This is a genomic window from Streptomyces sp. NPDC050416, from assembly GCF_044458845.1.
GTDB lineage: Bacteria > Actinomycetota > Actinomycetes > Streptomycetales > Streptomycetaceae > Streptomyces.
The window spans coordinates 157,184-181,026 of record NZ_JBITII010000015.1; the positions used below are offsets into that span (position 1 = coordinate 157,184).

A 23,843-nucleotide genomic window follows, 5' to 3' on the forward strand; every position below is an offset into this window, starting at 1 on the left:
CACCTCACCGGGGCCGAACATGGCGTATCCGCTCCGTCGTCGCGGTCACGGCGGTCAGCGGCAGGGAAGCACCGGCTGGTACGCGGCCCGCAGTTAGGGGGGTGCCACGCGGGCCGATGGGCACCGGGCCGGAGAACAGCCGCGAGGCCGAGCGACAGGAGCAGGAGCACCGGCCAGAGGGTCTTGCCGTTGGCGACGCCGATGAGCACGTCCGCGGCGGCCAGCAGGACCAGCGTGGTGACACCCACCGCGCGCAGGCAGCCCTGTCGGCGGGTCCGCGTCGTGGTGGGGTCGTCTGTCGCAGGCAGGAGGTTCACATCGGTCACTGCAGGAAGGACGGTCAGCTGCGCCTCGGCCGCTCGGCCTGGGCTGACGGCAGGGGCGGGAACCGCTTCGTCGGCGGTTCCCGCCCCTGGTCATGGACCGTGGGAGCTGTCAGTTGATCCGGACGATCTTCCAGAGCTGGTCGTCGAGGTCGGCGTTGCCCCACTGGACGACGGCTGCCCCGTCGGCGGTGGAGGACTGGGCGACGCCGGCGACGAGGGTGCTGTTCACGTTCCGGAGCTTGTAGTACCCGCCGCCCGCCTCGGTGAGAGTCCACTTCTGGGAGGCGGCGCTGGAGGCGGTGTTCTGGACGACGGCCGCGCCCGTGGCGCTGGAGGATCCTTGGATGTCGAGGTTGAGGTTGCTCTTGGCGTTCTTGATGGTCCAGGCGCCGCTGCCCGCGGACTGGAAGGTGAAGAGCTGGCAGGTGCAGGCCGTGTTCTGCCACTGGCCGACGGCGGTGCCGGCAGTGGTGGAGCCGTTCGGGATGTCGAGGTACTTGCCGCTGTTCTTGTTGACGAGCACGTACTGGCCGGTGCCCAGGGGCGGCAGGGCGGTCTGGGTGAGGTTCCAGCGCTGGCAGTCGCAGCTGGTGGCGGCCCACTGCCCGGCGGTGGTGCCGACGGTGGTGGAACCGCCGGGGATCTCCAGGTACTTGCCGGTCAGCCGGTTCACCAGGGAGTAGCCACCCGCGGGGTGCGGGGAAACCGCCCACTCGTGATCCACGGTGCCGTTGTCGTCCCACTGCAGGACCTTGGCGCCATTGGCGGTGGACTGGTTCTCCACGCCCAGGACCTTGCCGCTGGCCACGTTGAAGATCTTGAAGTAGCCGGAGGACTGCTGCACGAACCGCCACTTCTGGTCGCCGGCGTTGTCGGCGCTCTGCTGGGTGGCGTAGGTGCCGTTGGTGGTGGAGCCGCCCGCGATGGTCAGCAGCTGGCTGCTGTTCGCGTTGGAGACGGTGTAGGTGGCACCGTCGGAGATGCCGCCGCCCAGGTCGATCGTGCTGTAGGTGACCGGGTTGGAGAGGTTGCTGCCTCCGCGTCCCGCGCTGAGTATCAGCAGGCTGTGCCCGTCGGGGAGGGACGTCATGCCGCGGCTGTAGCCGCCGGCCACGTTGGCGCTGATGCGCGTCCAGGTGTTCGCGGCGCCGTTCTGCGTGTTGATGAACAGGTCCTCGGCGCTGTTCGCGCTGACGACGAGGGTGCCGTTGGCGCCCCCGGTCGGCAGCCAGGTCATGTAGGGAGCGCTCTGCGGCACCACGCCGTCCGTCGTCCGCAGCGGGATGCCGGTGACCGAGCCGAACGCCTCCGGGTCGGAGGAGATCTTGTAGTAGACGGAGAAGTTGCCCTCGGGAGCACCGCCGTACTCGTACGACATGACGTACTTGCCGTTCGGCAGCTTCGCGACGGTCGGCATGCCCGGACGGTTACTGGCGGTGGGCATGGCCACGTCGTCCACGACGGGGCCCCAGGTGCGGGCGTCCGTGGAGACCTGGTGCACGATCTTCTGGCCGTGGTCGGGGTCGCGCTGATCGGAGTAGTAGACGATGAGCTTGCCGCCGGAGACCAGGAAGAACGGCTCCCAGACCGGGGTGTTCCCGTTGGTGTCGAAGGCGGCGCCGCCGGTGGCGATGTTGGTGACGAAGCTCCAGGTCTGCCCGCGGTCGGTGCTGGCGTACAGGTCGATCTTGGTGGCCGACCGGTCGGAGGGCACGGAGTCACCCGCGGCCAGGATCGTCCCGGCCGGGAAGTCGCCGATGGCTGTGGGCAGTTCGAACAGTTCGGGCTGCCAGCGCATGCCCCAGCCGTTCTGGGTGTCGGCGACGTCGGAGAGCTTGCTCCAGGAGTTGCCGTTGTCGGTGCTGCGGTAGATCGGGAAGACGGGCTGACCGGAGGTGTACTGCTCGAAGGTGGAGAGCAGGGTGCCGTTGGCTGATCCGTTGTGCTGCAGGCGCAGCACCCGCGGATACAGCGAACCGGGCGAAGGCGCACCCGAAGGCGGGGTGTACATCGTCTGCGAGGGACGGGAGAGGGCCTGCGCCCGCCCCGCGGCCGGCAGAAGGATCGTCGCCGCGGCGACGGCCAGTGCGAGGAACAGGAACAGCAGGGTCTTGGGGCGGGAACGCTGAGCGGCGCCGGGTCTGGCGCCCAACCGTGCAGGGGACATGTGCGGCTCTCAGGACAGGGAATGGGTGGGATGGACCGGTGTCTGCCGCGTCGGGACGGAACCAGGGTGGCAAGCGGCAAGCCCGGAAGGCGCGTGCACCGCGCCCGGCGTACGGGAACGACGGCGTCGCGACGGCGCGGCGGTCGGGCCGGTCGGCCTCTGCGTGGGACAACCGGTGCGAGTGGCTCAGCGGTGGCCGGCGTGCGGGTGTGCTCCCTGCGGGCCGCCGGGATGCTGTCAGGTGGTGCGCCGGCCCGCTGTGACGGGGTGGGGCGGCGGGGGCGCGGTCGAGCCGCGGACGATGAGTTCGACCGGTGGGTCGCTCGCCTGCGGCAGGTCGGTGTGGGGCTTCTCGATCGCGTGCACGAGAAGGCGGATGCCCTCCCGTGCCGCGGCCTCGAAGGGCTGGCGCACGGTGGTCAGGGGAGGAGAGACGTAGGCGAAGACCGGGTTGCCGTCGAAGCCGACGACACTGATGTCCTGTGGCACGCGACGCCCGGCCTCCCGCAGGGCGTGGATGAGGCCGATGGCCATCTCGTCGCCCGCCGCGAAGACAGCGGTCACGGAACGGTCCGAGGCCAGCGCCTCGCCCACGGCATGGCCGGAGGCGGCCGACCAGTCACCGTTGAGCAGCGGCGGCTCGTGTGCGCCCCGCGCCGCCAGCGCTGCCCGCCATCCTTCGATGCGGTCTTTGGTGGCGTACCAGCGCCGCGGACCGGCCAGATGATGAACGGTCGCGTGCCCCAGGTCCAGCAGATGTTCGGTGGCAGCCCGGGCCAGTTCGTGGGCGCCCACACCCATGGTCACGGTGCGGGTGGCGTTGAATGCGGGCGGTGCCCCCAGGAAGAGCACCGGCACGTCGACGCGGACGCTGACGTCTCCCTCCACGATGGGTTCGGAGACGATGACGCCGTCCACCCCCTGTTCGAGCAGCGACTCCACGGCGCCGGCGATACCCGCCGGGTCGCCGTCCGGTGTGTTGACCACACGGAGCGCGTAGCCCTCGTCGCGCACGGCCCGCTCGATGTGCACGAGCAGTGAAGCGGTCCCGTACCCGGCGGTGCCCAGGGCGACCACGCCGAGGGAGCCGGTGCGCCCGGAGACCAGTGTCCTGGCCGCCTGGTTCAGCCGGTAGCCGAGTTCCTCAGCGGCTGCGAGGACCCGTGTGCGGGCGTCTTCGGAGACATACGGCTCGTTGTTGAGGACCCGGGACACCGTCTTGCGCGACACCCCGGCCAGGCGGGCCACGTCCGCGCTGCGCGGCACGGGGGAGCCCTCGCTCTGCCCCACCACTGCTCCCATGAAGTCTCCCGACGGCCGTGCGTCCGCATCGAATGAGGTCAAGTGTATGACCACGCGGTCTGACCGCGTGGTCATGTCTACGTAGCCGACAGGTGTACGTCAAGGGTCCCCGCAGTATCGATTTTCGATGGACGGCAGCGGATCGGATGGAGGGCGGCCGGTCGGCGACGGGCTGCGCAGCCATTGCGTGGGGTCACCAGGGCCGCACATATCTGCTGGTCAGACAGCATAAGCCCACTCGCTCGTCCGCTCACGGAAAGAGGTCGCCGTTCCCGTCCGGGGGTGAACCGTCAGACTTCTCGACATGCACCGCCGGTCCTGCGCTCAGGTCGAAGGGGCTTGACAGCGACTCCCCGGAACGTTCAGTCTTCCTCGCAACCGCCGGTCGGATTTGTTCGATCGTGTTGAGTATTGGTCGCCTGAACGACCGCTTTCCCCGTCACACCCCGCGGGCCGACGTGCCGCCTGAGCACGGCCGCCCTGTCAGGAGCCGAAATGCACTCTTCCTCCCTCGGCCGGCCCATGCCTGCTGCCAGTCGCCGCACCGTCCTGCGTGGTATTGGTGGGGCAGCCGCCCTCGGTGCCGCCATACCTCTGCTCAGCGCCTGCGGCGGCAGCGGTACGGCCGCCGACCCGAAGACCGTCAGCCTCGGGTCGAACGCGTCGGACGCGGTGCCGAAGAAGGCGTTCGCCGAGATCTTCGCGGCGTTCACGAAGCAGTCGGGGATCACGGTCGACGTGAACACCAAGGACCACAACACGTTCCAGGAGCAGATCAACTCCTACCTGCAGGGCACCCCGGACGACGTGTTCAACTGGTTCGCCGGCTACCGCATGCAGTTCTTCGCCTCGAAGAAGCTGGCCACGCCGATCGACGACGTGTGGCAGAAGATCGGCGGCAACTTCCCCGAGGCGATGAAGGCGCTCAGCAAGGGCGCGGACGGCAAGTACTACTTCGTGCCGATCTCCACGTCCCTGTGGGGTGTCTTCTACCGCAAGAGCGTCTTCCGGCAGCACGGCTACGAGGTCCCCACCACGTGGGACCAACTCGTCGCCCTGTGCAAGCAGATGAGGAAGAACGGCCTGGTCCCCTTCGCCTTCGGCGACAAGGACGCCTGGCCCGCGCTCGGCACCTTCGACCAGATCAACTTCCGCACCAACGGCTACGACTTCCACGTCGAACTGATGGCCGGCAAGGCGTCCTGGACGGATGCCAAGGTCCGCACCGCCTTCGACCACTGGGCGGAGATCCTCCCCTACCACCAGGAGGGCGCCGTCGGCCGCACCTGGCAGGACGCGGCCCAGACGCTGATATCGAAGAAGGCGGGCATGTACCTGTTCGGCAGCTTCGTGGCCCAGCAGTTCACCAACCAGGCCGACCTCGACGACCTCGACTTCTTCCCCTTCCCGGAGATCAACTCCGCATACGGGCAGGACACCGTCGAGGCCCCCACCGACGGCTTCATGCTCTCCAAGGCCCCGAAGAACAAGGCCGGCGCGCGCAAGCTCCTGGAGTTCCTGGGCACGCCGGAGGCCGAGCAGATCTACCTGAAGTCCGACCCGAGCCTGGTCGCAGCCTCCGACAAGGCCGACACCTCCTCGTACACGGCGCTGCAGAAGAAGGCGTACGCGACGATCTCCGGGGCCAAGCACCTCACCCAGTTCATGGACCGCGACAGCCGGCCGGACTTCACCTCCACGGTGATGCAGCCGGCCCTGCAGAAGTTCGTCCGCGACCCCAAGGGGGTCGACAGCCTGCTGGCGTCGATCGAGCGCCAGAAGAAGACGATCTTCGCGTCCGCATGACCGCCACAACGAACACCGGTACCGGGACCGGCACCACCAGCACCCCGGGGACGGCCGCAGTGCCGCCCCCGGGCAACCCGAAGAATGTGACCACGGATCAGGCCGAGCGGCTACGGGCGCCCTTGGGCCACCGGCGGCTGCTCACCCGGCGGGACCGCATCACGCTCGGCGTGATGGCCGGGGTGCCGACGATCCTGCACGTCCTGCTCGTCTGGCTGACGGCGCTGGCCTCGATCGCGCTGGCCTTCACCACCTGGGACGGCATCGGCTTCGACTCCATCAAGTGGGTCGGACTTCAGAATTTCCGTGAACTGTTCACCAGCAACCCGCAGTTCTGGCCCGCCGTCGAGCACAACGTCATCTGGTTCGTCGTGCTCATCCTGCTGCCCACGCCCTTCGGCCTGTTCCTGGCCGTGCAGCTGGACAAGAGGATCCGCTTCAGCCGCGTCTACCAGACCGCGTTCTTCCTGCCGGTGGTGGTGTCGCTGGCGGTCACCGGGTTCGTCTGGCAGCTCGTCTACAACCCCGACACCGGCCTGATCAACAGTCTCATCGGAGCCAACAAGCCCGGCCACTACATCGACTGGATCGGTGACCCGGACCTCAACCTCTGGGCCGTCCTGGTCGCCGCGTCCTGGCGGCACGCCGGCTACATGATGATCCTCTACCTGGCCGGCCTGAAGGGCGTCGACCCCGCCCTGCGGGAAGCGTCCTCGCTGGACGGCGCCAACGAGTGGCAGACGTTCAAGAACGTCGTCTTCCCGACCCTGCGGCCCACCAACACCGTCGTCCTGGTCGTCACGATCATCGAGGCCCTGCGCGCCTTCGACCTGGTCTTCGTCTTCAACAAGGGCGCCCAGGGCACCGAACTGCTGTCGATCCTGGTGACCAACAACATCATCGGCGAGTCCAGCCGGATCGGATACGGCTCCGCCATCGCCGTCGTCCTCCTGGTGATCTCGCTCGCGGTGATCATCCCGTACCTGATCGCCACCTTCCGGAAGGAGCGGCGCGCATGAGCACCGTCGCCGGCGCTCACAAGCAGCGCACCCCCATCCGCCCCGCCCGGATCCTGCTGCACACCTTCCTCGCCGTCACGGCGCTGGCCTGGCTGGCGCCCCTGCTGTGGGCGCTGCTCGCGGCGATGCGGCCCTACTCGGAGACCAGCACCAAGGGCTATGTCTCCTGGCCCGACAAGCTGAGCTTCGACAACTTCACGAACGCCTTCCAGCAGTCGGACATGCTGCACTACTTCGGCAACACCCTGATCGTCGCTGTGCCGGCCGTGCTGCTGACACTGCTGCTGTCGTCGATGGTCGCCTTCTACGTCAGCCGCTTCGACTTCCGCCTCAACCTGTTCCTGCTGCTGGTCTTCACGGCCGGCAACCTGCTGCCCCAGCAGGTCATCATCACCCCCCTGTACCGCCTGTATCTGCTGATCGACCTGCCCGGCATCACCATGTCCGGCAAGCTCTACGACTCCGCGCTCGGCCTGGTGCTCATCCACGTGGCGTTCCAGTCCGGCTTCTGCGCGTTCGTGCTGAGCAACTACATGCGCTCGCTGCCGCACGAACTGACCGAGGCCGCCCTGGTCGACGGCGCCTCCGTGTGGCGTCTGTACTGGCAGGTCGTGCTGCCGCTGTGCAAGCCCGCGATGGCCGCCCTGGCGACGCTGCTGTCCATCTGGATCTACAACGACTTCTTCTGGGCCATCGTCCTGATCTCCACCGGCGAGAACATGCCGATCACCTCGGCGCTGAACAACCTCTCCGGCCAGTACTTCACCGACCCCAACCTGGTCGCGGCCGGAGCCCTGCTCACCGCGATCCCCACCCTGATCGTCTACTTCGTGCTCCAGCGCCAGTTCGTCAGCGGCCTGACCCTGGGCGCCAACAAGGGCTGAAGCACGCCTCCCACCCGTTCCCCACAGCCCCCGGAGCACCACCAGTGACCACCGAACGCCGTCTCCGCCTGCCCGGCATCGCCTACGGCGGCGACTACAACCCCGAACAGTGGCCCGAGGAGGTGTGGGCCGAGGACATGGCCCTGATGCGCGAGGCCGGGGTGACCATGGTCAGCGTCGGCATCTTCTCCTGGGCCCTGCTGGAGCCGTCCGAGGGCGTCTACGACTTCGCCCGCATGGACAAGATCCTCGACCTCCTCCACGAGAACGGCATCGCCGCCGACCTCGCCACCCCCACCGCCGCCCCGCCCGCCTGGTTCTTCAAGGCCCACCCCGAGGCACTGCCGGTCGCCCGCGACGGCCGCACGCTGTCGTACGGCAGCCGCCAGACGTTCTGCCCGTCCAGCCCCGCCTACCGCACCGCGGCGCTGCGCATCGCGGGCGCACTGGCCGAACGGTACGCCGACCACCCTGCCGTGGCGATGTGGCACGTCCACAACGAGTACGGCTGCCACAACGCCGCCTGTTATTGCGACACCAGCGCCGCCGCCTTCCGTACCTGGCTGAAGGAGAAGTACGGCAACGACCTGGACGCGCTCAACCACGCCTGGGGCACCACCTTCTGGAGCCAGTGGTACTACGACTGGGAGGAGATCATCCCGCCCCGCGCCACCGGTGCCGACCCCAACCCCACCCACCAGCTGGACTGGCGCCGCTTCTGCTCGGACGAACTGCTGTCGCTGTTCACCGCCGAACGTGACGTGCTCCGCCGCGCCGCCCCGGACCTCCCCGCCACCACCAACTTCATGGTGATGCACAACTTCGACGCGCTCGACTACTGGCGCTGGGCCCCCGAGCTGGACATCGTCTCCAACGACCACTACCTGCTCTCCACCGACCCGGAGTCGGAGATCGACATCGCGCTCTGCGGCGACCTGGTCCGCTCCCTGACCGGCGGGCGGCCCTGGCTGCTGATGGAACACTCCACCGGAGCCATCAACTGGCAGCCCGTCAACCGGGCCAAGGGCCCCGGCGAGATGCGCCGCAACGCACTCGCCCACGTCGCGCACGGCGCCGACGGCATCGCCTACTTCCAGTGGCGGGCCGCTAAGGCGGGCGCCGAGCAATGGCACTCGGCGATGCTCCCGCACGCGGGCACCGACAGCCGGATCTGGCAGGACGTCGTCCAACTCGGCGCGGACCTGGGAGCGTTGGCGGAGGTCTGCGGCAGCACCAGCCCCGCCCGCGTCGCCATGGTCTGGGACTGGAACGCCCGCTGGGCCATGGAACAACCCTCCCAGCCCAGCGCCGAACTCCGCTTCCAGGACCTGGTGAGGGACTGGTACGCACCGCTGTGGAAGGCCGGAGTGGCGGTCGACTTCGTCCGCCCCGACGCCCCGGACCTCGACCGCTACCAGCTCGTACTCGCCCCCAGTCTGTACCTGGTCGACGACGCGGGCGCGGCCGGCCTGGCGGCGTTCGTCGAGGGCGGCGGCACCCTGGCCGTGGGCTTCCACAGCGGCGCGGTGGACGAGAACTGTCACGTACGCCTGGGCGGTTACCCGGGCGCCTTCCGGGAGCTCCTCGGGGTGCACGGCGACGAGCCGTTCCCCCTGCTGCCGGGACAGTCGGTCGGTCTGGCCGGGCAGGTCCCGCAGGACGCGACCGCCGACCTCTGGACCGAACGCATCCGGCTCACCGGGGCCGAGGCCGTCGCCGCGTACACGGACGGACCGTTGGCCGGCGTCCCGGCCGTCACCCGCCACGCGTACGGCAGCGGAACCGCCTGGTACGTCGCCACCCACCCGGACCCCACCAGCCTGGCCGCCGTCCTGGAGCGTATCCGCCAGGAGGCGGGCGTGCGTCCGGAGCGTGAGGTGCCGGCGGGCGTCGAGGTGGTCCGGCGGCGGGGCACCGACGCCGACTACCTCTTCTTCATCGACCACGCCGGCCAAGGCGCTGAAATCCCCGCCGACGGGGTCGAACTCCTCACCGGCAAACCGGTCGTGGGCTTGGTCAGTCTCCCCGCGGGAGGCGTCGCTGTCGTCCGCGAGGCGCTGACCGGACCGACTGGTGACTGACACTGCCCCTCAGGACGACCGATCATCTACCTTCTGTGGGCCCTCGCCGTCGACCACGGCGAAGCAGAGCGGCCGGAGATCGCTCAGATGACGGTCAGGGCGCGTCGACCGGCTACGTGGGACGATCGGCCCGGTGGATGGTGGCTTCGGCACGGGAGGAGACCCCGGTGTGCGTTCCGGTCATCGGTGGTCGATGGTCCCCGCCGGGTACGTCGACGCCGTGGCAGAGTGTGCGGCCCGTTTCGGACCGGGGCGCGGCGTTGACTGAGTGGCAGCCAAAGGGCTCCGGCGCGACCGGGATGCTGCCTTCGGCGCGGCTCGTCGCCGGACTCGTGGCGACCGGCCGGTGCGCCGCGATGGACACTGCCTGCGGCCTGGGGCGGGTGTGAGCTGTGGCACGTGAACTGGTGCTCGGTGTCGACGCGGGCCATACCGTGACCAAGGCCGTGTTGTTCGACGCCACCGGCCGAGCGGTGGCGCGCGGCAGCGGCACAGTGCCCCTGAAGACCCCTAGACCTCATTGGGTGGAGAGGGATATGGGCGAGGTGTGGCGGACCGCGTTCCAGGCCATCGCCGCCTGTCTCGCCGAGGTGGGACCGGACGCGGGGCGAGCCGTCGCCGCGGTGGGACTGGCCGGGCACGGCGACGGCCTGTACGCCGTCGACGAGTTCGCCCGGCCGGTGCGCGCCGGGATCGTGGCGATGGACACGCGCGCCGAACCAATGCTGGTGGAGTGGCGGGGCACTCCGGTCTGGTCGCGCGCCCTGGAGATGTCGGGCACGGTGCCGTTCGCTGGTTCCCCGGCCGCCCTGCTGGCCTGGCTCGCCCGCCACGAGGCGGGAGTGCTTCGGCAGGCCCGGTGGCTTCTGTCCTGCAAGGACTGGCTGCGCCTGAGACTGACAGGCGCGGTGGCCACCGATCCCACGGACGCCAGTGCCTCGTTCACCGACATGCGCCGCGGCGGATACTCGCCAGAGCTGCTCGACCTGTACGGCCTCGGCGCGCTCGCCCGCCTGCTGCCGCCCGTGCTGCCCTGCGACGCGGTGAGCGGAACCGTCACCCGTGAGGCCGCGGCGCTCACCGGGCTCACCGCCGGCACGCCCGTTGTCACGGGTGCCCATGACGTCGATGCCGCCGCGCTCGGGATCGGCGGCACGACGCCGGGCGAACTGTGCCTGATCGCCGGGTCGTTCAGCATCAACCAGGTGGTCAGCGAGCGCCCGGTCGTCGATCCGCGCTGGCAGGTCCGTCACTTCGTCCGCCCGGGCCAGTGGATGACCATGTCCACCTCACCCGCGTCGGTGGCGAACCTGGAATGGTTCCTGCGGGTCACCGGTGCACCGACCGACCAGCGGTACGGCGTCCATGAGGCGATCGGCCGCGAGGTCGAGGCATGCCTGGACGGTCCGTCGGAGGTGCTGTTCCACCCGTTCGTCTACGGCTCCCCGCACCCGCATCCCGCGTCCGGGACGTTCCTCGGACTGCGCGGCTGGCACGGCCGCGGCCACCTGCTGCGGGCCCTGATGGAAGGCGTGGTCCTCAACCACCGCTGGCATGTCGACGCGCTCCGCTCGAAGCTGCCGATCACCGGGGCTGCGGCCCGGCTGACCGGCGGGGCCGCACACAGTGCGGTATGGAGCCAGATGTTCGCCGACGCCCTACGGCGGCCGGTCGTGGTGACCGACGTCCAGGAGAGTGCTGCCCGGGGAGCGGCGCTGCTCGCCGCCACAGCCGTCGGACTGCTCGACGACGTGACGGACCCGCGCGCCACCCCCCACGTACTCAGGCGCCACGAACCCCGCCCTGACCGGGTCGCCGTACTCGACGAGGCGTATGCGGTGTACCGAGAGGCGTTGGAGGCTCTCGGACCGGTCTGGGCTCGCCTGGACGCGCGCGAGGCTCCGGAGTGAGCGCCGGGCGAGCCGGCGACATGAGGGAGCGACGGGCATCCAGGCATGGCCACTGCCGCTACACGGGGGTCGTCACGCCGTCGTAGCGGTACGGCGGCTGGGCACCGGCGCGGGTGCAGGTGTCGGCAGCGATCTCCACGGCGTACGACAGCAGCCGGGCAAGCTCGCCGGCGCCAAGGTGGTCGACGCCTTCGCGGCTGAGTCGGCCGGTGCGGTGCGGATGGGCGAGCACTCCGGCGGTGAAGGCATCGCCCGTTCCGACAGTGTCGACTGCCCGGACCGCCGGGCCGGCGCATAGACACGGGCGTAGCGGCCGGCGGCCCAGGCGCCCCGGGAGCCGAACGTGATCAGGACGAGTCCTGCCCCGGACGCGAGCCAGCGTTCGGCCACCCCCTCGTACGACTCACCGAGGTGGAGCCAGGCCAGGTCCTCGTCGCTCGCCTTCACCATGTCGGCGAGCGCCACCCACTCGGCGAACCGCCGGAGATAGGCGGCGCGGTCGGTGACCAGGCCCGGCCGCACGTTCGGGTCGAGGGACACCAGCCGCCGGCCCGCCTCCCGGCGAATCAGTCCGTCGAGCGTGGAGGCCAGGGGTTCGAGCAGCAGACCCAGCGACCCGAGGTGCAGGGCCGTCCCCGCGGGCAGCGTGCCGCCGTCGGGGAGAGCGGCGAGGTGTTCAGGGCGCAGGCCGCGGTCGGCGCTGCCGTTCGCGTGGAAGGAGTAGGCGGCCGACCCGTCCTCGCGCAGATGCACGGCGGCGAGAGTGGTGGGGTCGGAGGCAGGCAGCGCATGGGTGAGCCGTGTGCCGGAGGCCGCGAGGTGCGCGCGCAGGAGATCGCCGAAGTGGTCGTCGGAGATGCGCGCGAGCAGTGCCGTGGGGACTCGGAGTCGGCCGAGACCGGCGGCGACGTTGAGGCACGAGCCGCCCGGGCGTGGCTGGAACGCCGCGGCACCGTCGGCCGTGCGGGCGGTGGTGAGGTCCACCAGCGCGTCTCCGGCAACGACGACGGCAGGCTGGTCTGCGGGTTCCGGTCTGGTGCTCGTGTGGGTTCCTCGGGGACGGCGGCGGCGAGGTCGAGGGCTGGGGGCTGGGCTGTTCGGTGGAGTCTCGTAGCCCTCAGAGACCGCTTGACGATAAGTCTGAAGAGAATTTCTCGCAAGATGTGTTAACAACGGCGCAGTCTCCTGCTAATAATTCGGCCATCGAAACGCGCCCGACTCCCCAAGGACGCATCCACACCCCCTGCTCGACCCGCCGCGCCTCAGTCGAGGTCCCGGCGAACCCGCACGAGAGGTTCCCCCCGTCACATGGCATCGACCAGATACGCCCTCATAGCCGGCGCCGCCGCCACCGCCCTGCTCGCCACAGCCTGTTCCGGAGCCGGCGCCGGCGGGGCCTCGGGTGGAGGGAAGAGCATCAACGTCCTGATGGTCGGCAACCCGCAGATGGAGGACATCGCGAAGCTGACCAAGGACAACTTCACCAAGGACACCGGGATCAAGGTCAACTTCACGGTCCTCCCCGAGAACGAACTGCGCGACAAGGTCACCCAGGACATCGCCACCCAGGCCGGCCAGTACGACGTCGCCACCATCGGCGCCTACGAGGTGCCCATCTGGGAGAAGAACGGCTGGCTGCACGACCTGGGCTCGTACGCCGACAAGGACAAGGGCTTCGACAAGGCCGACCTGCTCAAGCCGATGGTCCAGTCGCTCACCGGCTCGGACGGCAAGCTCTACGCCCTGCCGTTCTACGGCGAGTCCTCCATGCTCATGTACAACAAGGACGTCATGAAGGCGAAGGGCATCACGGTGCCCGAACGGCCGACCTGGCAGCAGATCGCCGACATCGCGGCCAAGGTCGACGGCGCCGAGCCCGGCATGAAGGGCATCTGCCTGCGCGGCCTGGCCGGCTGGGGCGAGCTGGGTGCGCCGCTGACGTCCATGGTCAACACCTTCGGCGGCACCTGGTTCACCAAGGACTGGAAGGCGCAGGTCAACACCGGCGGCTTCAAGGAGGCCACGAAGTTCTACGTCGACCTGGTCCGCAAGCACGGTGAGGCCGGCGCCCCGCAGGCCGGGTTCACCGAGTGCCTGAACGCGCTGAGCCAGAAGAAGGTCGCGATGTGGTACGACGCGACCAGCGCGGCCGGGTCGCTGGAGGACCCCGCCTCCAGCAAGATTGCCGGCAACGTCGGCTACGCCTACGCACCGACCGTCAAGACGGACAGCAGCGGCTGGCTGTGGGCCTGGTCGTGGGCCATGCCCAAGACCACGAAGAACGCCGACGCCGCCTCGAAGTTCATGCTGTGGGCCTCCAGCAAGAAGTACGAGAACCTCGTCGGCGAGAAGCTCGGCTGGGCGCGCGTCCCGGCCGGCAAGCGGGCCAGCACCTACGACATCCCGCAGTACAAGAAGGCCGCCGGTTCGTTCGGTGACATCACCCTGAAGTCCATCGAGCAGGCCGACCCGGCCAACCCCGGTGTCCAGCCGAGGCCGACCGTGGGCATCCAGTACGTGGCCATCCCCGAGTTCCAGGACCTGGGCACCAAGGTCACCCAGGAGATCTCCGCCGCCATCGCCGGCAAGACCAGCGTGGACAAGGCGCTCGACGACGGCCAGAAGCTGGCCGAGGAAGTCGCCAAGAACTACCAGAAGTGACCTTCAGTGCCCGGCCGGCCTCGGCGTCGGCCGGGCGCAGCTTCCCCGCCCCCGGCCTTCACCGGCAGAGGAACCATTCATGACCACGCTCACCGCACCCCCCAAGACAGCACCCCCGCCCGTCCGTCCCCGGAAGTCCTCGGGCGCGGCGGCCAAGTGGAAGCGCCGCATCCCGCTGCTGCCCGCGCTGATTTTCACCATTGTCGTCACGCAGCTGCCTTTCGTGGCCACGTTGATCATCTCCACGTTCCAGTGGAACATCCTCAAGCCGGGCGACCGGCACTTCGTCGGTCTGTCCAACTTCTCGTTCGTCTTCACCGACGAGCGGCTGCGCACGGCCGTGCTCAACACCGTCGTGCTCACCGCGTCGGTGGTGATCATCAGTGTGATCCTCGGACTCGGTCTGGCGATGCTCCTCGACCGCCGCTTCGCCGGCCGTGGGCTGGCGCGCACGCTGCTCATCGCCCCGTTCCTGGTCATGCCGGTCGCGGCGGCGCTGCTGTGGAAGCACGCCATCTACAACCCCGACTACGGACTGCTCAACGGCACCCTCAACGCCGTCTACCGGTTGTTCGGCGCGGACAACGGCCCCACGGTCGACTGGATCTCCTCCTACCCGATGCCCGCCGTCGTGGTGTCGCTGGTCTGGCAGTGGACCCCGTTCATGATGCTGATCCTCCTGGCCGGCCTGCAGGCGCAGCCCGGTGACGTCCTGGAGGCGGCCCGCATGGACGGCGCCTCCGCGCTGCAGACCTTCCGCCACATCACGCTGCCGCACCTGCGCCAGTACATCGAGCTGGGCGTTCTGCTCGGCACGATCTACGTCGTGCAGACCTTCGACGCGGTCTTCACCATCACCCAGGGCGGCCCCGGTTCCCAGACCACCAACCTGCCCTACGAGATCTACCTGACCATGTTCCGCAAGTACGAGTACGGCGAGGCAGCCGCCGCCGGTGTCGTCGTCGTCCTCGGCGCGTTCGTGATCGCGACCTTCGCGCTGCGCACCATCGCGTCGCTGTTCCGCGAGGAGGTATCCCGATGACCCATGCAGCAGTCGCCGCGCCCGGGGCGAAGTTCACAAAGCTCTTCCGCCGCAGGGAGGACCGGGGCGGTGAGCCCCGGCTCTCTCCCCTGTGGACCTTTGTCGCCTGGCTCGCCACCCTGGCGTTCTTCGCGCCGGTGGCCTGGATGGTCCTCACCTCCTTCCACCAGGAGGCCGACGCGGCCACCAATCCGCCTACCCCCTTCGCCGCCGTCACCTTCGACCAGTACAAACTCCTCTTCAGCCGGGACATCACCCCCTTCCTCCTCAACTCGGCCATGGCCAGCATCCTTTCCACGGTCCTGGTCCTCGCCCTGGCGGTACCGGCGGCCTACGCCCTGTCCATCAAGCCGGTCGAGAAGTGGACCGACGTGATGTTCTTCTTCCTGTCCACCAAGTTCCTCCCGGCCATCGCCGCCCTGCTGCCGGTGTACCTGATCGTCAAGGACGCCGGGATGCTGGACAACGTGTGGACGCTGGTCATCCTCTACACCGCCATGAACCTGCCGATCGCGGTGTGGATGATGCGCTCCTTCCTCGCCGAGGTCCCCAAGGAGATCCTGGAAGCGGCCGAGGTCGACGGCGCGGGCCTGCTCACCGTCCTGTGGCGGGTCGTCGCACCCGTCGCCATGCCCGGACTCGCCGCCACCTCGCTGATCTGCTTCATCTTCAGCTGGAACGAGTTCATGTTCGCCGTGAACCTCACCGCAACGCAGGCGTCCACCGCGCCGGTGTTCCTGGTCGGCTTCATCACCAACGAGGGCCTGTTCCTCGCCCGGCTGTGCGCGGCGGCCACCCTGGTCTCGCTGCCCGTCCTCATCGCCGGTTTCGCCGCCCAGGACAAGCTCGTCCGCGGCCTCTCCCTGGGAGCCGTCAAGTGAAGGCAGCCGTCATCACCCAGCCCGGCAGCGTCGAGATCGCCACGGTCGATGACCCCGCTCCCGGCCCGCGCGAGGTCGTCGTCGAGGTCGCGGCCACCGGGCTGTGCGGCACAGATCTGCACATCCTCCAGGGGGAGTTCGCCCCGAAACTGCCCATCATCCCCGGCCACGAGTTCGCCGGGGAGGTCGTGGCCCTCGGTAGCGAGGTCACCGAACTCGCGCTCGGCGACCAGGTCGCCGTGGACCCGTCGCTGTACTGCTTGGAGTGCCACTACTGCCGCCTCGGCCACAACAACCTCTGCGAACGCTGGGCCGCCATCGGCGTCACCCACCCGGGCGCCGCCGCCGAGTACGCCGTGGCGCCCGCCGCCAACTGCGTACGACTGCCCGACCACGTGGACGCCCAGGACGCGGCCCTGATCGAGCCGCTGTCCTGCGCGGTGCGCGGCTACGACGTCCTGCGCAGCCGCCTCGCCTCCCGCGTGCTCGTCTACGGCGCCGGAACCATGGGCCTGATGATGCTCCAGCTCGCCAAAGCCACCGGTGCCGCGAGCGTCGACGTCGTCGACCTCAACGCCGAACGCCTGGCCACGGCATGGCAACTGGGCTGCACCGCCGGTGCCGCGTCCGCCGACGAGCTCGACCGGCCGCCCTACGGATGGGATCTGGTCGTCGACGCCACCGGCAACGCGAAAGCCATCCAGGACGCCCTCGGCCGGGTGGGAAAAGGCGGCACGTACCTGCAGTTCGGGGTCGCCGACTACGCCGCCCGGGCCACCATCGAGCCGTACAGGATCTACAACCAGGAGATCACGATCACCGGCTCTATGGCGGTCCTGCACAGCTTCGAACGCGCCGCGGACCTCTTCGCCACCGGTGTCATCGACCCGCGCGTCTTCATCAGTGACCGCCTCCCGCTGGCGGCGTTCCAGGACGCAGTCGCCCGCTTCCAGGCAGGCATCGGCCGCAAGATCCAGATCCAGCCCGGCCTCGCCACCGCGTGAACGCCCGAACCGAACGGAACCCCCACATGACCGAGCAGATCCGCCGCGTTCTCGTCCGCTCCCTCGACGACATCACCCTCGAGGAGGTGCCCGCCCCCGTCCCCGGGGACGACGAACTCCTGGTGCGTACCACCGTCGTCGGCGTGTGCGGCTCCGACACCCATGCGGCGGCCGGCCACCACCCCTTCATCGACCTGCCCTACCGCCCCGGCCACGAGGCGGTCGGTGTAGTCGCCGCGGCAGGGAAAGGAGCCGAGGACTTCACGCCCGGAGACCGGGTGATCATCGAGCCCAACCTGTACTGCGGCCGATGCCCCCAGTGCCGCTCCGGCCGCTACAACATCTGCCAGGAGTTGAAGGTGTTCGGCTGCCAGACGCCCGGCGCCATGGCCGACCTGTTCACCATCGCGGCCGACCGCGTCCACCGCGTTCCCGACGGCATGACCGACATCGAGGCCGCCCTCGTCGAACCCCTGGCCACCCCGGTACACGCCGTGGCGAAGGCAGGTGACCTCACCGGACGCACGGTCGTCGTGCTCGGAGCCGGGCCGATTGGTCTGCTCGTCCTCGCCGCCGCCCGGCACGCCGGTGCCGCGAGGATCGCCGTCACCGACCTGCTGCCGGGCAAGAGGGACCGCGCCCTGCGTCTGGGAGCCGACACGGCCCTGCCCGCCGACGCCGCCGACCTCGCCGACCAGGCCCATGCGGCGCTCGGCGGACCGGCCGACGTGGTCTTCGACTGCGTGGCGCGCGAACAGTCCATCGCCCAGGCCACCGACCTGGTCACCAAGGGCGGCACGATCATCGTCGTCGGCGTCGGCGCCGCCGGCACCACCCCGGTCCGCCTCGACCTGGTCCAGGACCGGGAGATCCGCATCGAGGGCACGCTGATGTACACCGGCGACGACTACCGCACCGCGATGTCCCTGATCTCGTCCGGCGCCGTCGACACCGCCGAGATCGTCACCGCCACCTACCCGCTGGCGGACGCCGCCAAGGCTTTCGCCGCATCCGTCGACCCCGAACAGGTCAAGGTGCTGGTCACGGTGGACGGACCGTAGCTCACGGCCCCACGCAGACAGGGATTGCAGACATGGACGCGGACACGCACGTCGTACGGAGCAGCCGTCGCACGGACGGCCCGAGGGCCGCGAGCCGGACGGACCCCGCCCCGCACCGGCCCGTGTGGGAAACTGCGACACCGGAGCGACCGGGAAGGAGGGGCGCCGTGACCGCCCGTACGCGACTGTCACAGGCGGCCGTCGAGGAGCGGCGCCAGGCCGTGCTGCGGTACGTCGCCGACCATGGCGAGACCCGCATCGACGACCTCGCCCGGCACTTCGACGTCAGTCTGATGACGATGCACCGGGACCTGGACGACCTCGCCGGGCGGCATCTGCTGCGCAAGGAGCGCGGGCGGGCCGTCGCGTTCCCCGCGCTCACCATGGAGACGGCCACCCGTTTCCGGGAGAACAGCGCCCTCGCGGCCAAGAACGCGCTCTGCGCAGCCGTCGCCGACCGGATCGGACCGGGCAGCACCGTGCTCATGGAGGACTCGACCACCCTGTTCCCCCTGGTCCCGGCGCTGGCGGAGGTGGATCAGCTGCACGTCGTCACCAACTCGGTCGGCCTCGCGCAGCGCCTCGGATCCGCCGCCCCCGCGGTGAACGTCACCCTGCTGGGCGGCCACTACCGCGGCGACTTCAACTCCTGCACCGGCCCCACCGTCACCCGCGCCCTGTCCCACATCCGGGCCGATCTCGCCCTGATGTCCGCCACCGCCGTCCTGGAAGGACGCCTCTTCCACCCCCTGAACGACTACGTCGAGGTGAAGCTGGCGATGCTTGCCTCCGCCGATCAGGCGCTGCTCCTGGTGGACCACTCGAAGTTCGGCAAGACCGCCACGTACGCGTACGGCACCGTGGCCGACTACCACACCGTCATCACCGACACCGCCACCCCCGACGCGGAACTCGCGGCGATACGCGACCTCGGAGTCCCCGTCGAGACGGTCGAACCCGAAGAGCCTTCCCTGTGACCCGCACCCTGTTCGAAACTCCGAGCGCCTACCGCCCCAGCGACGCTGAGATGGCAGCGCCGGTGCCCCCGGTCCAGGCCGTCCTGTTCGACTTCAGCAACACCATCTTCCAGATGATCGACCTGGAGACGTGGCTGCGTCGGGTCGGCTCCGCCGCCGGCTGCCTTGCTGTGCTGGACGAGCCCGGCGCGGTGGCCAAGATCTCCGAGCAGTTGCGCGCCGCCTTCCGGCTGCCCTCCGTCGTAGCCCTCCAGGAAGGCCGTGATCTCTCTTCGGAACGGCACCGCCGCGCCATGTGGGGATGGTGGGAGCAGGTGGACTTCCTGCGCGGCGCGGAGGAGGCGGCCTACCGGGAGCTCACCGCTCCGGACGCCTGGGTTCCCTATCCCGACACCGAACCGGTCCTGCGTGCCCTGCACCAGCGCGGAATGCGCGTCGGTATCGTCAGCGACTTCGCCTGGGACCTGCGCTCCCATCTCGCCCACCACGGGCTGGACGCCTTGATCGACACCTGCGTGATCTCTTACGAGCAGGGCCGGGAAAAGCCCGACCCACAGCTGTTCCTCAAAGCCTGCGCCGGCCTCGGCGTGGACCCCCGCGCCACCCTGATGGTCGGTGACAACCCGGTCCGCGACGGCGGCGCGGCCGCCTGCGGACTGCGCACCTACATCCTGCCGGCGGAACACCGCACCGGCGAGCGCGGCCTGACGGATGTGCAGCGGCTCGTGGTCTGAGTTGCGCAGCAACCGCAGGGGGGCGGTCGCGATGTCCTGGGACCGGGCGATTGATGCGTTTTAATCAAGTCGGCGGAGGAGACTCACACACTCCCTGGGGGGCGTCACGTTTCGGTCGGCGGGCGCTCGCCGTGGGTCGCGCCGGAGGACGTCGGAGCCGCGATGTGACCTGCTGCTCTTCGATGGTCCTATCCGCCCTTGGTGTCCGGCTGGACGCAAAGATTTGGAACGCTTCAACGCGCGTCATGTATCCTGCGGCTTGTCCGCGACAGCCTGGTCACTGTGAGTGCCGTGCGGTCCGGGGTTGAATGAGACCGGAGGTCGAGGAGCGCTGTGGCAACCGCCCGTCCGCGAGTACAGGGGCATGCCGGTCCGAGCATGCAGGACGTCGCTGAGGCCGCGGGCGTCTCGGTCGGCACCGTCTCCAACGTCCTCAACCATCCGTCGAAGGTGAGTCCGGCGACGGCGCAGCGCGTCCGCGAAGCCATCGGCCGACTGGGTTTCGTACGCAATGACGCCGCCCGGTCGCTGGTGTCGGGATCGACCAACAGCGTCGGCATGGTGCTCGCCGACATCGAGAACTCCCTGTTCATCGACATGGCGCACGGTGCGCAGGACGCCGCCCGCGCGGTCGGCCAGAACCTGCTGCTCGCGAACACGGCGTGCGACATGAAGCTTCAGGACGACTACCTGGACCTCTTCGACGAGTCGCGGGTCACCGGCGTGCTGCTGGCTCCGATGGAGGACTCCTCGGCCGGCATCGCCCGCATCCGTTCGCACGGGCGCCATGTCGTGCTCCTCAACTACGCTCCCAGACCGGGCACCTGCTGTTCTGTGCTGGTCAACAACGAGCACGTCGGATATCTGGCAGCCCGCCATCTCATCGACACCGGTCGCACACGACTGGCCTATGTGGTGGCGCACGACGACTACCAGCCTGTCCGCGACCGGCGCAGGGGGGTGCGCGCGGCGGTCGAGGAGGCGGGACCCGGCATCAGCCTGGAGGAGATCGACAGCGTCGGCCTGACCGCGTCCCACGGGCATGTGGTCGGACAGGATCTCGCGCGGCGAGCCCCTGGCGATTTGCCGGACGGTCTGATCGCCGTCACCGATGAGCTGGCCAACGCCATCATCCATGAGCTGCACACCGTGGCGGGGATCCGCGTGCCCGACCGGCTCGCGGTCGTCGGCTGTGAGAACAACCGGGCAGCCGGCACCGCGGCGGTGCCGCTGACCGCGGTGGACATGCCTGGCCGGATGATGGGGCAGGAAGCGATCCGGCTGCTGATGGACGAGGTGGCTTCGGGCGGTCGGCACCGTCATGCCACCGTCGTGCTGGAGCCCGAGCTGATCGTCCGCGCCAGCGCACCGAACTGATCGTTCGCCTCCGCTGACGGGCCGCGCCAAGCGCTCCGCTGAAGCTGCCGCCATGTGCTGCCGGGTTCGGCGACACCATCGTGGCCGGGCGGGATACCTCGCGCGCTTCAGAGCGCTGTCGGACGGCAGCGGACTTCGCCTGACCTGCGCACTCGTCCGCAATGCTGATCGTCCGCCGCACCGCAGCCTGCCGGCTGACCGGCAGTTCGTCACCTCGCGCTCGGGGCAGCCCCCGTCGGCCGGGCGCCCCCGACGCCCCACGGATGTGGTTCGGAAACATCCAGGACAGATCCTTGACACGCGCAGACACGGGTCATAGGTTCCCGACATCCCTCTATTGAAGCGTTTCAACGCACTGCGCGCCGAGGAGTACCTGTGCACAAGACCCTCCGAACCCGCCGTATCGCCCTGCCGGCGACCGCTGCCACCGCGAGCCTGCTGCTGAGCGCCTGCGGCGGCGGGAGCACCTCGGGCAGCGACGTCAAGGCGTTCACCCTCACCATCAACGACGACAACCACATCGTGCAGCAGGAGCTCACCGCCTTGGGCAAGGGCTCGTGCGCGTCGCAGAACAAGACCCTGCCGCTGAAGATCCAGACGCTGCCGATCGGCAACGTCGACCAGAAGGTGCAGCTTCTCGCCGGCCAGAACGCCCTGCCGGTGCAGTTCGCGGCGGGCGGCACACCGCAGCTCACCAAGACCCTGGACAAGGCCGGGCAGGTCCTCGACCTGGAGAAGACGCTCAAGGACCTCGGCGTCTGGAACAACATCCAGCCGGCCGCCGTCAAGACCGTCGAGAACCTGTACGGCAAGTTCAACGTGATGCCCTACCAGTTCAACATCGAGGGCATCTGGTACAACAAGAAGCTCTTCGCGGACCACGGCATAGCCGTCCCGACGACGTACGGCCAGTTGGTCGCGGCGGCGGCGAAGCTGAAGGGCGCCGGTGTCACCGCGTTCTCCGCGGACGGGAAGGAAGGCTGGCCCCTCACCCGCCTGATCAGCGGCTACATCTACCGCGAACTCGGCCCGGACGCCCTGCAGGCGGTGGCGGACGGCAAAGCCAAGCTGACGGACCCCGCCTATGTGAAGGCCGCACAGGCCATCGCCGACCTGGGCAAGGCGGGCTACTTCGGCAAGGGCGTCGGATCGATCGACTACGACACAGCGTCGCAGCAGTTCCTGACCGGCAAGGCCGCGATGTACTACATGGGCAGCTGGGCGCTCGGAGACTTCAACGACCCGGCCAAGAACAAGATCGGTGCGGACAACGTCGGCTTCATGCCGTTCCCGACCGTCGCGGGCGGCAAGGGCAGCGCGGACCAGATTCCGGCCAACGTCGGTCTCCCGGTCGCCGTCTCCGCGAAGTCCTATGACGCCAAGGTCGGCGACTGGCTCTCCTGCATCAGCAATCACTACGGCGCCGCCTCGCTGAAGGACCAGGGCACGGTCTCCGGGTTCAAGCCGGGCGGCGACACCGGCACACTGCCTCCGCTCACCCAGACCGTCCAGGACACCATCACCAAGACCAAGACCAGCACCCTGTGGTTCGAGGCGCTCTTCAACACGAAGGCAACAGAGACCAGCCAGACGAACGCCGCGCCGCTCGTCAACGGATCCCTCTCGGCCAAGGACTTCATGCAGAAGATCCAAGCGGATCTCGACAACGGCTGACCCGTCCGCACCACCGTGATCCGCGCCAACCCCCTTCGTGAGAGAGCCGACATGCGTTCCGTTCTGGGAGACCGCCGTGCCATCGCCGTCCTGCTGGGCCCGGCGCTGCTGGTGTACACCCTGGTCATGCTGGTACCGATGGGCTGGTCCCTCGGCTACACCTTCTTCACGGGCAACGTCATCGAGGGCTTCACCTTCGGGGGGCTCGGAAACTTCGACAAGCTCTGGCACGACCCGCAGGCGCACTCGGCGCTGTGGTTCACCTTCAAGTACGCGATCGCGGTCAGCGCCGGGCAGGTCCTCTGCGGGTACCTGCTCGCACTGCTCTACGTGTTCGTCCTGCGCAAGTCGTCCGCGGTCGTCCGTACCCTGGTGTTCTTCCCGGTGATCCTTCCGACGGTCGCCGTGGCCCTGATGTTCCAGAAGCTCTTCGCCGTGGCGCCGCAGAACGGCCTGGCCAACGCCGCCCTCGAAGGGCTCGGCATCCACCACGGCGACTGGTTCGCCGGCGCGGGCGGCTCCTTCATCGTCCTGGTCGTCATGGACGTGTGGCGCTCCATGGGCTTCTACGGCGTCCTCATCTTCGCCGGGCTCCTCGACATCCCCGACGAGACGCTGGAGTCGGCGCGGATGGACGGCGCCACCGGATGGCGGCTGATCCGGCACATCGTCCTGCCGCTGTCCGCGCCCGTGCTGCTGTCGTCGGTCGTCTTCAGCATCAACGGCACGCTCAAGGTGTTCGACTCGGTCCTCGCCCTGACCAACGGCGGGCCGGGCAGCGACACGACACCGCTGACCCTCTACATGTTCCGCACCGCGTTCTCCTACGGCGACTACGGCTACGGCAGCACCATCGCCTCGCTGCTCACCGTCGTCTGCCTCGGCGTCACGCTCATCGTCTTCCGCTTCTCGCGCCGCGACCTGACCAAGGGCTGAA

General features: G+C 69.1%; 17 protein-coding genes and 1 pseudogene. 15 read left to right on the plus strand and 3 right to left on the minus strand.

Annotated elements, in window-relative coordinates:
* Positions 1 to 435 precede the first annotated feature (435 nt).
* Both ACIBL4_RS36100 and ACIBL4_RS36105 read right to left on the minus strand, forming a co-directional pair.
* Entirely contained in the window at positions 436 to 2,493 is a 2,058-nt protein-coding gene (locus ACIBL4_RS36100; protein WP_399416027.1) for an RICIN domain-containing protein, read from the minus strand.
* Between the two features lie 237 nt (positions 2,494 to 2,730).
* Positions 2,731 to 3,795 carry a LacI family DNA-binding transcriptional regulator gene (locus tag ACIBL4_RS36105; RefSeq protein ID WP_399416028.1) on the minus strand — a complete coding sequence of 355 codons (1,065 nt, stop codon included), beginning with the start codon at positions 3,793 to 3,795 and terminating at the stop codon, positions 2,731 to 2,733.
* Positions 3,796 to 4,290: 495 nt separating this feature from the next.
* Between ACIBL4_RS36105 and ACIBL4_RS36110 the strand changes: the two genes are divergently transcribed.
* The 5 genes from ACIBL4_RS36110 to ACIBL4_RS36130 all read left to right on the plus strand — a co-directional run bounded on the left by ACIBL4_RS36110 (position 4,291) and on the right by ACIBL4_RS36130 (position 11,495).
* Positions 4,291 to 5,601, plus strand: coding sequence for an ABC transporter substrate-binding protein (locus ACIBL4_RS36110; protein WP_399416029.1), 1,311 nt, complete (start codon positions 4,291 to 4,293; stop codon positions 5,599 to 5,601).
* Positions 5,598 to 6,620 carry a carbohydrate ABC transporter permease gene (locus ACIBL4_RS36115; RefSeq protein ID WP_399416030.1) on the plus strand — a complete coding sequence of 341 codons (1,023 nt, stop codon included), beginning with the start codon at positions 5,598 to 5,600 and terminating at the stop codon, positions 6,618 to 6,620. The genes ACIBL4_RS36110 and ACIBL4_RS36115 overlap by 4 nt, the downstream gene beginning before the upstream one ends.
* Positions 6,617 to 7,504, plus strand: a complete 888-nt coding sequence (locus ACIBL4_RS36120) for a carbohydrate ABC transporter permease (protein WP_399416031.1) — start codon at positions 6,617 to 6,619, stop codon at positions 7,502 to 7,504. The genes ACIBL4_RS36115 and ACIBL4_RS36120 overlap by 4 nt, the downstream gene beginning before the upstream one ends.
* A 44-nt stretch (positions 7,505 to 7,548) precedes the next feature.
* A complete protein-coding gene (locus tag ACIBL4_RS36125) occupies positions 7,549 to 9,585 on the plus strand; it encodes a beta-galactosidase (RefSeq protein ID WP_399416032.1) in 2,037 nt (678 codons plus the stop codon).
* 392 nt (positions 9,586 to 9,977) lie between these two features.
* Entirely contained in the window at positions 9,978 to 11,495 is a 1,518-nt protein-coding gene (locus tag ACIBL4_RS36130; protein ID WP_399416033.1) for an FGGY-family carbohydrate kinase, read from the plus strand.
* Positions 11,496 to 11,553: 58 nt separating this feature from the next.
* Here ACIBL4_RS36130 and ACIBL4_RS36135 read toward each other — a convergent pair.
* Positions 11,554 to 12,479 (minus strand): annotated as a pseudogene (locus ACIBL4_RS36135) (carbohydrate kinase).
* Positions 12,480 to 12,803: 324 nt separating this feature from the next.
* Here ACIBL4_RS36135 and ACIBL4_RS36140 point away from each other — a divergent pair.
* The 10 genes from ACIBL4_RS36140 to ACIBL4_RS36185 all read left to right on the plus strand — a co-directional run bounded on the left by ACIBL4_RS36140 (position 12,804) and on the right by ACIBL4_RS36185 (position 23,842).
* Positions 12,804 to 14,156, plus strand: a complete 1,353-nt coding sequence (locus tag ACIBL4_RS36140; protein WP_399416034.1) for an ABC transporter substrate-binding protein — start codon at positions 12,804 to 12,806, stop codon at positions 14,154 to 14,156.
* Between the two features lie 79 nt (positions 14,157 to 14,235).
* On the plus strand, positions 14,236 to 15,198 hold the full coding sequence (locus tag ACIBL4_RS36145; RefSeq protein WP_399416035.1) for a carbohydrate ABC transporter permease: 963 nt from the start codon (positions 14,236 to 14,238) through the stop codon (positions 15,196 to 15,198).
* Positions 15,195 to 16,079 carry a carbohydrate ABC transporter permease gene (locus ACIBL4_RS36150; RefSeq protein WP_399416036.1) on the plus strand — a complete coding sequence of 295 codons (885 nt, stop codon included), beginning with the start codon at positions 15,195 to 15,197 and terminating at the stop codon, positions 16,077 to 16,079. The genes ACIBL4_RS36145 and ACIBL4_RS36150 overlap by 4 nt, the downstream gene beginning before the upstream one ends.
* Complete coding sequence (locus tag ACIBL4_RS36155; RefSeq protein WP_399416037.1) at positions 16,076 to 17,083, plus strand: zinc-dependent alcohol dehydrogenase family protein; 1,008 nt, start codon at positions 16,076 to 16,078, stop codon at positions 17,081 to 17,083. Before ACIBL4_RS36150 ends, ACIBL4_RS36155 begins: the two co-directional genes overlap by 4 nt.
* Before the next feature lie 26 nt (positions 17,084 to 17,109).
* Positions 17,110 to 18,144, plus strand: coding sequence for a zinc-binding dehydrogenase (locus tag ACIBL4_RS36160; protein WP_399416038.1), 1,035 nt, complete (start codon positions 17,110 to 17,112; stop codon positions 18,142 to 18,144).
* A gap of 167 nt (positions 18,145 to 18,311) precedes the next feature.
* On the plus strand, positions 18,312 to 19,121 hold the full coding sequence (locus ACIBL4_RS36165) for a DeoR/GlpR family DNA-binding transcription regulator (RefSeq protein WP_364909168.1): 810 nt from the start codon (positions 18,312 to 18,314) through the stop codon (positions 19,119 to 19,121).
* Positions 19,118 to 19,855, plus strand: coding sequence for an HAD family hydrolase (locus ACIBL4_RS36170; protein ID WP_399416039.1), 738 nt, complete (start codon positions 19,118 to 19,120; stop codon positions 19,853 to 19,855). Before ACIBL4_RS36165 ends, ACIBL4_RS36170 begins: the two co-directional genes overlap by 4 nt.
* A 378-nt stretch (positions 19,856 to 20,233) precedes the next feature.
* Positions 20,234 to 21,232 carry a LacI family DNA-binding transcriptional regulator gene (locus tag ACIBL4_RS36175; RefSeq protein ID WP_399416040.1) on the plus strand — a complete coding sequence of 333 codons (999 nt, stop codon included), beginning with the start codon at positions 20,234 to 20,236 and terminating at the stop codon, positions 21,230 to 21,232.
* A 375-nt stretch (positions 21,233 to 21,607) separates the two neighbouring features.
* Entirely contained in the window at positions 21,608 to 22,906 is a 1,299-nt protein-coding gene (locus tag ACIBL4_RS36180; RefSeq protein WP_399416041.1) for an ABC transporter substrate-binding protein, read from the plus strand.
* 51 nt (positions 22,907 to 22,957) lie between these two features.
* Positions 22,958 to 23,842 (plus strand): carbohydrate ABC transporter permease, encoded by an 885-nt coding sequence (locus ACIBL4_RS36185; protein ID WP_399416042.1) that lies wholly within the window; start codon positions 22,958 to 22,960, stop codon positions 23,840 to 23,842.
* Position 23,843 lies beyond the last annotated feature (1 nt).